Genomic DNA, 11,298 nt, shown 5'->3' with positions numbered 1-11,298 from the left:
CGGTGGTTTTATAGGAGGGCAAGTACACCCACATTTTCACCACGTCCAGCGACGGCTCGGCTGGCGAGTCCTTTTGCGACTGGGCGCCGACTTCTACCGACAGTGCCCCGCTGCGCAGGAAACTGATCGACATCACTTCCAGTTTCATTCTTTACGACTCCGTCCTTTGTAAGCCACTGGCCTTGACTAGAACTGGGCCTCGAAGCTGAAGCCCATGAAGTTCACGCCACCGCCGGTCTCGCTGAACAATCCGAACACGCTGGAGCGATGCCACACCAGGAAGCCCAGCGACATCTCTTCGATGACGCCGCCCTGGAACAGACCGTGCAGCGGCTCGAACTGGCGCAGCGGCAGGTCGATGGTCCACTCCAAATAATTCATCAACTTTTCCGACTCGGCGCCCTTCTTGGCAAAGTCCCGCACCTCGCTCACTGGGATGCGTGAGACGTAGCTCAGGCCTTCGCCCAAGCCGAGCCGGACTTGCTTGTCGGTCCACGGCAGTTCCCAGCGGTAGTGCGCTTTGATGAACGTCGTGAGCCCGTAGCCGTCCTGCTGATAGCCGCGTTCGTCGAGGTACTGCACGCCGACGTTCGCCGTCATCTCGATGGGCCAGGAGAACAGCGTGTCGCTGTACTGATAGCCGTAGGTGGCGCCGATCAAATAATTCGATTCAGGCGACGCGTCGTAGTCACCGATCACCACCGTCGCCAGATCGGTCTCCGACGACTTGTTCCAATGTACGCGTAAGGTCTTTTCGCCTTCGGCGTGAACCGGAGGACTCAGCAAGGCAGCGGCCAATGCAACAGCAGTGAAGAGGCGGCAATACACGTCGGGGTTTCCTCGAGGCGGCGGTCGGCAGGCTGCCTTGTTTCGGGCGGCCGCATCTTAACTACTGGCAACCGGACACGCTGTACGATGAAACCTTAAGCGACAGTAGTTTGACGCGGACACGGACACGCGAATGTGACGCGGTCGCCATTCGCAACGTTCAGCTCCTTAGATGACGCCGGTCGCACAAGATTCAACCGGCGCACCCGAACCGGGCACCAAGCCCCAAAGCTCTGCGGCCCACGTCACGAAAGTACGGGCTCACTACGTACTTCTCCTCAAGTATTTGGCGCCATGGACGAAGTTGCGTTACGAGGACGCCTAGCAAGTCGATGAACGGTTGACGCAGGTAGTTTTAATCCGATGCCGTAGCTACAGGACATACAGCCAAGCATCGGACACTACCCGTCCACCGCCGCGCGCTCGCAGAACCAACAGGAACAAAGCGCGAGACGACATGGAACGACTTGCACGTCAATTCCCGTAACCGTGCAGGAGCTGGTTCATCATGAATTTGTCGACAATGAAAGTCGGTACGCGTCTCAACCTGGGCTTTGGCCTGGTGCTCGCGATGCTGACACTCGCAACTTTGCTGGGGGTTCGCAGCATGGCCAATTTCCACCGTACGGTGGATCAGCTGGCCAGCCACTACGTACCGAATCTGGCCGCCGCCTACGACTGGTCGCACTATCTACAGGACACCGGCCTGAAGATGCGCAACATGCTGTTGCTGGAGAATGCGCAAGCGATTCAGGAACAGCTGCAAGCAGTGCGCGCAGACGAACATCATCGCACCGAAGCCATGGAACATTTGATCAAGTCCATCACCTTGCCGGAAGCCAAGGTCGTGCTGGCCGAAGTCATGCGAGCCCGTGCGGTGTATTTGCCGCTGGAGAAACGCTTCATTCAATTGGTCGAAGCCGGCGACATCGCCACCGCGCGGCAAGTGCTGTTGAACGAAGCCCGCCCGGCACAGGTAGCCAACATCGAAGCGCTGGACAAGCTGATCGACCTGGAGCGCGCAGCGGTCGATACCAGCAGCCGGAAAACGGCCGACGATTACATCAGCAATCGGAATCTGCTGTTGGTACTGGGCGTAATCGCCGGCGTCATCAGCTGTCTGATCGCCTGGCTCATCACCGGTAGCATCATTCGTCAGTTGGGTGGCGAACCGGCGGCGGCGGCAGCAGCGGCCAGCAGCATCGCCAACGGCGATCTCACTCATCCCATCGATGTCCGCGGCGCCGATCGCACCAGCCTGATGGCGGCGATGGAAAGCATGCGGACCAATCTGCTCCGCATCGTCGATGAAGTGCGTGCCAGCTCGCAGGCCGTGCGCCAGGGCACCGCTCAGATCAGTCAAGGCAGCGATCATTTGGCCGAGCGCACCCAGGAACAAGCGGCAGCGCTGGAAGAAACCGCGGCGAGCATGGAACAGATGTCGGTCACCGTGAAGCGCAATGCCGAGCATGCGAGCGAAACCAATACGCTCGCGGCCAAGGTGCGCGTGCAGGCCGAACAAGGCGGCCAGATCGTGCAACAGACCGTCAGCGCCATGGCCGAGATCAACGCTTCGAGCACGCGGATGAGCGACATCATCGGCGTCATCGACGAGATCGCGTTCCAAACCAATTTGCTGGCACTCAACGCTGCCGTCGAAGCGGCGCGCGCCGGCGAGCAAGGTCGCGGCTTCGCCGTCGTCGCCAGCGAAGTGCGCAGCCTGGCTCAGCGCAGCGCCACTGCTGCCAAGGAAATCAAAACTCTGATCGCCGAATCGGTGAGCAAAGTGCAGACCGGCTCCAGACTGGTGGATCAATCCGGCCATACGCTCACCGAAATGATGGCCAGCCTGCGCAAGGTCACCGACATCGTGGCTCAAATTGCCGCGGCCAGCGAGGAACAAGCGGCAGGCGTGGAGCAAGTCAGCCACGCGGTCGTGCAAATGGATACGGTGACCCAGCAGAACGCGGCGCTGGTGGAAGAAGCGGCGTCGGCCGCCAAATCCATCGAAACACAGGCGCATTCGCTGAGTCAGCAGATCGCCTATTTCCGCACCAGCCAAGCTGTCGGACAGCGTGCGGTGTATACACCGTCCGTAGTCAGCAGCGCACCGGCACTCCCCGCACCCGCGGCTGAGTCTGAGTTTCAGTTCGAAGACACCGGTGTGCTGCCGCTGGCACGCGCAAGCTGAGACTTTGCGAACGGCGGTGCTTGTCGCATGATGCTCGAATGAGCACGCACCGCAATCCGCAGGCCGAGCAGATGGCGGACGAGTCGATGGTCCGCAATCTGCGCGCTCAGGCCGAGGCCATCTGGCCACAAGAACAAGGGCTGCTGGCGCGCTACGGTGCGCCGGCAAGCATTGCCGACATCGGCTGCGGCAGTGGCGAAATCACCAGCCGGCTCGCGGCACTCTACCCACAAGCGCAAATCGTCGGTGTCGACATCCTGGAAAGCTCAGCGGCCTACGCCCGGCGAGTTCATGCCTCACTGGCACCCCGCGTGCGCTTCGAACAAGGCGATGCCTTCGAATTGAAGTTCGCCTCGGGCCAGTTCGATCTGGTGGTGTGTCGTCACATGAGCCAGGCCATCCCCGAGCCCGAGAAGGCGATGGCCGAGCTGTATCGCATCTGTAAGCCCGGCGGTTGGATGCATCTGCTGAGCGAGGACTACGGCATGTTGCATATGCCGGAACGCGGCGGCGTGGATCCTGACCGGCTCTGGCATGAAGGCGTGATTGAATTTACGCGCCGTACGCACACCGATGCGCGTATCGGCCGGCGCACCTGGACGATCATGAATGAGCTCGGCTTACAAGATCTTCATGTGGACTACGTGGTCGTAGATTCGCTGCGGGTGGCGCGCCAGACCTTTGCCACCATCATCCAGGCCTGGCGCGATGGTTACACCGAAGTGATTGCTCAAAACAGCAAGCTGTCGCTGGCTGAGGTGAGTGCATTGTTCGATCAGAGCGTCGGCGCCATTCTCGACCCGCGCCAATACGCGGTCTGGCACATTCCCATCGTCAGCGGCCGCAAGCCGGCCTGACCTCGCCAGCATATTCGGCCAGCTGCGCGCCTGCCAGCGAACTGCGGAGAGCCACAGCATTCATTGTGTTGACAACGCAAACTGGCGATGGAAAATTCCTCACCGTGGGCGCTGCGTGTTTTCCGTGAGGCTGAACTTCTTTCATTAGGGGGTCGTGCTCAACGCCCCCGTCATTGCTGAGGGAAGAAGCTATGGGACAGCACACTCAAGGACCTTGGATCGTCAGTCTGGATCCGCGTTATCCCAGCGAGCCTTGTATCGACGCGGTCATCGATGGCTCGGTCTGGCACGTGGCCTTGTGTCACAACGCCGCCGGCCCGGGTGACGGCTGCGCCGAAGCCAATGCCCGCCTGATCGCCGCCGCCCCCGAGCTGCTGGCCACGTTGAAGGACGCGCTGCCGGTGTTACGCGCCGAGCTGGAGAAACAAACCGCCGCTAGCGCCGAGCTGCCCTCGGTCGACTCGGTGACTCTGCGCACGGCCCGCTTGCGCTACGAAGCCGCGGTCGCGGTGCTCGCCAAGATCGATGGCCCCCTGCCCCAACTCAAGCAACGTTCCGAACTGCGGTAACACGGCGTCACTGCGCGGAACGAAATGCAAGGAAAGCTGAAGAACGGTCAATGCCGGGCCGTGAGCGCGCACGGTCTGTGATACTCGTGCCTCGAACGGTCGCAACGGACTGGGGGGCACGCGATGAAATCCAGCAGCGCTACATTCATAGTTTATTTCTGGGCCGTGGCCGCGGCCGCCGCACCTTATAAAGCGCCCCGCACCGCCGACGGCCATCCCGACCTGCAAGGCATCTGGACCAACGCCACGCTGACACCGGTCGAGCGCCCCAAAGCGTTGGGCGACAAGCTGGTGTTGTCCGAGCCCGAAGCGTTGCAGATGGAAAAGCGCATGCAGGATTTTGCCGCGGAATCCGCTCGCCCCAGCGACCTGAGCCAGGAGCTGCCCAAAGGCAATGTCGGTGGCTACAACGTGTTTTGGTTCGACCCGGCCAACGCAGTGGCGACCGTGCAGGGTCAACGTCGCAGCTCGCTGATCGTTTATCCCGCTGATGGTCAGGTGCCGACCTTGTCGGAAGCTGGTCAGCAACGCCTCGCCGCACGCACTGCTCGCGCGACCAAGAGCGGCTTCGATGGGCCCGAGGTTCGAGCGCTGGGCGAGCGCTGTATATTAGGTTTCGGCAGTAACTCCGGCCCGCCGATGTTGCCGGTGATGTACAACAGTAATTATCAGATCGTCCAATCGGCCAACACGGTGCTGATTCACGTGGAGATGGTCCACGACGCACGCATCATCCGGCTCGGCGGCCAACATCCGCCCGAACACGTGCGCCAATGGATGGGCGACTCCATCGGCCATTGGGAAGGCGAGACACTGGTGGTGGAAACCACCAACTTCAATCCGGTGCAGCCCATCCAAATCGGTCAACTCGCCAGCTATCGCAGTATCCCGGTGTCACCCAAGCTCAAGGTGATCGAGCGCTTCACGCGTACCGAGCAACAGACCATACATTACGAATTCACCGTCGAGGATCCCGACACGTTCAGCACGGCGTGGCGCGGCGAGATCCCGTTCCATTACACCGATCAAAACATCTACGAGTACGCCTGCCACGAGGGCAACTACGCGCTGCCCGGCATCCTTGCCGGGGCGCGCGAAGAAGAGAAGGCGGCGGCCAAATCCAAGCAATAGTCGCCAAACCTATTTGACAGGTCCTATTTTGACAGGCCCTATTTGACAGCTTTGGGCGGCGCGAACTCCGCGGTCACCGCCTGCTCCAACAAATCGAACGGCAGCAGGCCCTGATTGACGATGAAGTCATGAAACTTCAGCGCGTCGAACTTGCTGGCCTGAGCCAGCTCGACGCGGGTTCGTAACGCGTTCAAGCGCGCGTAGCCATAGTAATAAGACGTTGCTTGTCCGGGCGCGCGGAAGGTGTAGCGATCCACTTCCTGCTTCGCCATCGGCTCGGACAACATCACTTCTTCCATCAAGAAGCGCTGTGCCTGTTCCGGTTGCAACAGCCCCAGATTCAACATCGGATCCAGGAAGGCACGCGCCTCCCGCATCAGGCGCATCTGTAATGAGCCGATGCGTCCTTCGACCGGCAGATACTCTTTCATCACCGCCTCGGCATACAGTGCCCAACCTTCTACGTTGGCGCTGTTGAAGGCGAACACCACACGCGCGGTAGACACACCTTGCTCGAGCATGCGAGCGAATTGCAGCTCGTGGCCGGGACGAGCTTCATGCGCGGTCAGCGTCCAGGCAATCGCGTCGTAGCTGAAGTCATCCATCTCCGCGCCCGCTTTGGCATTCGGGTTAGTGGTGGGCAGCACGAACTCGGCCGCCTCGCCGGTGTTTCCTATCAACCGCGGTGGATCGATGTGAGGCGCCGGCTGCGCAGCCGACTCAGCTTCGCTGGCCAAGCGAATCACCGCCTCACGTTCCGGCAACGTCACGATGCGCTTGTCGCGCACGATGGTCTCGATCTCACGCAAGCGATTCTTATAAAGAGCCATCAGCTTGTCGGCAGGAATGCGCTCCTTCTTCAAGCGCCGGATCACGTCGCGATAATTGGTCTCGGGCCAGTTGCGCTGTTTGGCTAACGCAGCAGTGGTCACGATCAGTTCGTCACGCGTCTGCACGTAATCGCTCTGCGCCCGCTCCATGATGTCCTTCGGGCTCATGTCGACACCGACGCTCTTCAGATTGTCGGCATACAGCTCCGGCGGCAATTGATTGGTCTGGCGCGTACGCGGCAGCACTGTTGCTCGCACCCACTTGTCGTAGTCGGCGAACTGTTGGCGCAGCGTCTTCATGTCACGCTGCCAGCCCTTCAAGCCGCTGCCCTTGAGCAATTGTTCGATGCCATCCAGGTAGCGCGGCTGATTGTCGAGGTTCTGTTTGACCTCCACCACCCACGGGCCGGTCAACGCCGACTCCGACGCTCGCTCTTCGAAGCGCGCGCGAGCCAACACCGTCACGGGCTCATAACCCTTTTCCGCACCGACGTAACGACGCAGCCGCACGACCGCCGCCTTCTGCCGCTCTTTGTCGACGCGCTCGTCGAGCAGATCTTGAAAGCCCTGAAACACCAACTGGCCGACATCGGTGAACGGCACCATCAATTTGCGATTGAGCTGCAGGGTCTGACGTTGATCGGCGGCGGCCTTGATCAAGATGCCCACATCTTGACGCACCAACCGATGGGTCACACCGCTGCGAATCGATTCGAGCTGGGCCTGCGCCGCTTGCAAGTCGGCTTCCTGCCGTTCGGAGTAGCCGGATTTGAGATCGACGATTTGGTTGTCGTGTCCTTCGACACCGAACGACGCGGCCGCTTCGGGCGAATACTTGGCGATCAGTTCGAGCAGAATTTGCGCGTGCCGATTGCTCTCGTGGATCCACGCAGCCGGCAGAGCCGTTTGCGCAGCCGGCACGGTGACGGGTACGGCAGCGACCAGCACTGCGGCCAACAGAATTCGGGCACGAGACGCGGACTTCCACATAGCATTTCTCTCCGTCGTTCGAGGTGACGAATTGTAACCATTCATCGGCGATTCAGAGAAAGAAACAACATCAATCGCGCAAACATCGCTTCGCCAAAGCCGCGACCTTTTGCAACGCTGCTGCATCCAGTGGCGAATGTCGCGCTCCATCGTTACTCGCCTACTCGTCGTCGCCACCCTGGCAACCCCGTTCGGGACACAGAAGTTACGTGCGCAAGACATAAGCACCGCCGCCAATGCCTCGCCGAGTTCGTTCGCGGTGGGCGAGATTCGGATCGAGGGACTGCAACGAATCACCGAAGGCACGGTGTACAACTACCTGCCGGTCAACATCGGCGACAACGTCGACAGCCGCAAGCTGCAAGAGGCCATTCGCGCGCTGTACGGCACCGGCTTCTTTCGCGACGTCGAGTTACGCCGCGACGGCGGCACACTGATCGTCGCACTGCTGGAACGCCCCACCATCGAAAGTTTCGAGGTCAAGGGCAACAAGGACATCAAGACCGAAGACCTGGAACGCTCACTGCGCAACGTCGGTCTGGCGTCGGGCAAGACCTTCGATCAGTCGGTGCTCGATGAAGTGCGCCAGTACCTCACCGAGCAATATTTTTCGCGCGGCAAGTACGCCGTGAAGGTCGACGCACGCGCCGATGAGATCCCCGGCAACAAGGTCAAGGTCGCCATCGACATCGTCGAAGGCAAGCGCGCCCGCATCCAGCAAATCAACATCACCGGCAACCAGGCTTTCAGCGACGAGGAGCTGGTGGCCGACTTCGAGCTGAGCACGCCGAACTGGCTGTCCTGGTACAAGCAAGACGATCGCTACGCACGCGAGTCCTTGTCGGGCGACATCGAGAAGCTGCGTTCCTATTACATGGATCGCGGCTACGCCGATTTCGCCATCACCTCGACCCAGGTGGCCATCGGTCCCGACAAGGACGAGATGTTCATTACGCTCAACGTCCAGGAAGGCCAGGTCTACAAAGTTTCGCAAATCCGGATGAGCGGCGAGATGGTGGTGCCGGAATCGGAACTGCGCCGGCTGGTGATGATTCAGCCCGGCGATTTGTATTCGCAGCGGCGGATCACTCAAACCACCGAGGCCATGATCTTGCGCTTGGGGCTGGACGGCTATGCGTTTGCCAAAGTGGACGCGGTACCGCAGGTCGACAAGGACACCAAGGAGTTGTCGCTGGCGTTGGTGGTCGACCCAGGCCATCGCGTGTACGTCCGGCGCATCAATTTCAACGGCACCACCAGCGTCAATGACGTGGTGTTCCGCCGAGAGATGCGTCAGCTGGAAGGCGCCTATCTTTCCAACGCCGCAGTGGAACGCTCCAAGCAGCGCGTGCAACGCCTGGCCTTCATCCAGAAGGTCGACGTCGAGACCACACCGGTGCCGGGCACGCCGGATCTGGTCGACGTGGATTTCAAGATCGAGGAAGGCTTGCCCGGTCAGTTCGGCGGCGGCATCGGCTACTCCGAGTCGCAGTCGGTGATCCTGAACGGCAACATCGTGCACTCCAACTTTCTGGGCACCGGCGAGCGCGTCGCCATCGAGTTGAACGCCGGCAAATATTCCAAGGCCTACGATATCTCGCACACCAATCCGTTCGTCACGCTGGACGGCATCGGTCGCACCACCAATCTTTCTTATCGCAAAGTCACGCAGCTCACCTCGGCGTCGTCGGACTTTTCCACCGCCACCTGGTTGATGGGCATGGACTACAGCTTCCCGCTGAGCGAGTACCAGAGCCTGCGACTGGGCAGCAGCTGGCAGGCGGCGGACCTGGCCACCACCGTGTACAGCTCGCAACAGTTCCAGGATTGGGTGCAGGTCAACGGCTCGCCTTATAAGAAAGAGTCGGGTGGCTACACCATTCTCGGCACCAAGTACGACACGTTCGAAATCAATCTGGGCTGGGGTTACGACAGCCGCGACCGCGTGATCTTCCCGACGCGAGGCGCGAGACATGCACTCTCGCTGAGCGCCACGCCACCCGGCAGCAACATCGAGTACTACCTCGCCAGCTACGACCTCAAACAATTCGTCACGCTGCCGTTGGTCCGTTGGCCGTTGAGCATCGGCTCACGCGTGAGCTACGGCTCGGCGTTCGGCGACACCACAGCACTGCCGCCGCAACGAAATTTCTTTGTCGGCGGCCCCGGCACTCTGCGCGGCTTCAAAGAATCGTATCTCGGACCACGCGACTCGCTCGGCAATCCGTACGGCGGCGACTTCTCGGTCACCGGCCAGATCGAAGCCATCCTGCCCATGCCGGAAAAATTCCGGAACAGCGCACGCGTCAGCTTGTTCTACGACTTCGGCCAGGTGGCCTACCTGGGCGACACCCAGTTCACCGACAAAGGCGGCTACCCGGTCGAGTACGACTTCAATTGGAAACACTTTCGCTCCTCCGCCGGCATCGGCGTGGAGTGGCTCGCACCGCTGGGTCTATTTCGTTTCAGTTATGCAGTGCCGCTTACCTACCGTAAGAGCACGGAGTTGAATTATGGCGATGAGCTCGAAGGCTTTCAGTTCTCCATCGGCAATGCGTTCTAGGCGGCGCTTCGGCATCGGCTCGCTGGCGCGCGTCGTCGGCGTGCTCGCACTGGCGCTGCAACTGGTCGCATGCAGCAACGACTCGCTGAACGAAGACGAGAGCACGTTCCACATGCGCAGCTTGAACCTGGTCACCGACTCGCCGACGCTGGAGATCGACCTGGACGACACCACGGTGCACAGTGCCGGCTATGGCAGCGCGACCAGTTTCAGCGCCGGCCATCCGGGCCAGCACACAGTGAGTTTCAGCGCGCTGCTGCCGGCCGATCTGGATGACGATGACGACGACGATGAAACTTCGACACCGGTCAGCGGTGCCTCGGCGTATACGTTCCTCGCCGGCACCGAATACACCGTGGTGGCATACGGCAAGCTCGACGACATCCACACCTTCATGATCGAAGGCCTGGATCAGCGCGACGACGTCGACAACGACAAGTTGGTCCTGCAGTTCACGCATGCCTCGCCCGACACGCCCGCAGTGGACGTTTATGTGACGGCCGCGAAGGCCGGCATCACCGCACGCTACTACGTCGACACTTTGGCGATCACCGAAACCTCATCGCCGCTGGAGCTCTCGTTGGTTCGTAACGATACCGACTTGGATGACGACGCCACACTCAGCGCCGACGTAGTCGTCGAATTGTTGGCCGCCGGCACCAGCGACGTACTGTATCGCTCCAAGTCCATCACCTTCTCGGAACAGAATCGGGTGATGATGGCCATCGCCGATACCAACGGTCCGGGCACACAGACCACCAAACTGCTGGTCGTGGGCAGCGGCGAGTATCGCGACTATCGCGATAAAGCAGCGCTCAAGTTCGTCCATATCTCGCACGACACGCCCGCGCTGGATGTGACGGTGGGCTCGGGGCTGGCCGATCCGCTGGCGCAGAACATCGTCTTTCAACAATCCACCGGCTATGTGCCCATCAACTCGGGCGAGAACGGCATGATCGCGGTCCCGGCCGGTGCTGGCTCGCCCTATGTTTTCTTCGAAGAGTTCGAAGCCACGGCCGGCGGCTACTACACCGCCTATGCGATCGGCCCGGCCGAGCTGGTCGACGCCGCAGTTATGAGTGCCGACTCTCGCAGCGTGCCCACGCAAGCCAGCTTTCGCTTCTTACACGGCGCTGGCAGCCTCGAAGACGACGAGCCGTTGGATCTTTATCTACGCCTACCGGGCGAGACCGTGGACTTCGATGACGACGACACTGTTGCGAGCGTTTCGTCGCTGCCTTATCAAAATATGTCCAGTCAGTTCACTCTGGTCGAGGGCGACTACGACATCTATTTCTACTACGCCGGCACGTCCACGTTAGCGCTCGGTCCGGCGCGC

The 11,298-nt window shown here is 60.7% G+C and carries 8 protein-coding genes; 6 read left to right on the top strand and 2 right to left on the bottom strand.

The genetic code is table 11. The features are described from left to right. Positions 1–186 precede the first annotated feature (186 nt). Entirely contained in the window at positions 187–828 is a 642-nt protein-coding gene (locus tag JNL55_RS20030; RefSeq protein ID WP_293857798.1) for a hypothetical protein, read from the bottom strand. 508 nt (positions 829–1,336) lie between these two features. On the opposite strand from JNL55_RS20030, the gene JNL55_RS20025 reads away from it, so the two are divergent. From JNL55_RS20025 to JNL55_RS20010, 4 genes are all read left to right on the top strand, one after another. Continuing rightward, a complete protein-coding gene (locus JNL55_RS20025; protein ID WP_293857795.1) occupies positions 1,337–3,019 on the top strand; it encodes a methyl-accepting chemotaxis protein in 1,683 nt (560 codons plus the stop codon). Between the two features lie 38 nt (positions 3,020–3,057). After that, the gene (locus JNL55_RS20020) at positions 3,058–3,876 is read left to right on the top strand and encodes a class I SAM-dependent methyltransferase (protein WP_293857792.1); all 819 of its coding nucleotides are present in this window, start codon (positions 3,058–3,060) and stop codon (positions 3,874–3,876) included. A 191-nt stretch (positions 3,877–4,067) separates the two neighbouring features. Further along, on the top strand, positions 4,068–4,445 hold the full coding sequence (locus JNL55_RS20015) for a hypothetical protein (RefSeq protein ID WP_293857789.1): 378 nt from the start codon (positions 4,068–4,070) through the stop codon (positions 4,443–4,445). A 123-nt stretch (positions 4,446–4,568) separates the two neighbouring features. Then, positions 4,569–5,576: a hypothetical protein gene (locus JNL55_RS20010; protein WP_293857787.1), complete on the top strand. Its 1,008-nt coding sequence runs from the start codon at positions 4,569–4,571 to the stop codon at positions 5,574–5,576. A 38-nt stretch (positions 5,577–5,614) separates the two neighbouring features. Here the strand turns inward: JNL55_RS20010 and JNL55_RS20005 are convergent, their stop codons facing one another. Then, the gene (locus tag JNL55_RS20005) at positions 5,615–7,396 is read right to left on the bottom strand and encodes a DUF885 domain-containing protein (RefSeq protein WP_293857784.1); all 1,782 of its coding nucleotides are present in this window, start codon (positions 7,394–7,396) and stop codon (positions 5,615–5,617) included. A 136-nt stretch (positions 7,397–7,532) separates the two neighbouring features. Here JNL55_RS20005 and bamA point away from each other — a divergent pair, with 136 nt between their 5' ends. Both bamA and JNL55_RS19995 read left to right on the top strand, forming a co-directional pair. Continuing rightward, positions 7,533–9,959, top strand: coding sequence for an outer membrane protein assembly factor BamA (gene bamA / locus JNL55_RS20000; RefSeq protein WP_293857781.1), 2,427 nt, complete (start codon positions 7,533–7,535; stop codon positions 9,957–9,959). Then, positions 9,949–11,298 (top strand): DUF4397 domain-containing protein (locus JNL55_RS19995; RefSeq protein WP_293857779.1); only part of this gene is annotated, 1,350 nt, incomplete at its 3' end. The genes bamA and JNL55_RS19995, both read left to right, overlap by 11 nt.

Source organism: Steroidobacter sp. (assembly GCF_016790065.1).
In the GTDB taxonomy this organism is placed as follows: domain Bacteria; phylum Pseudomonadota; class Gammaproteobacteria; order Steroidobacterales; family Steroidobacteraceae; genus Steroidobacter.
This window is presented reverse-complemented; position numbering and strand designations above follow the sequence as displayed.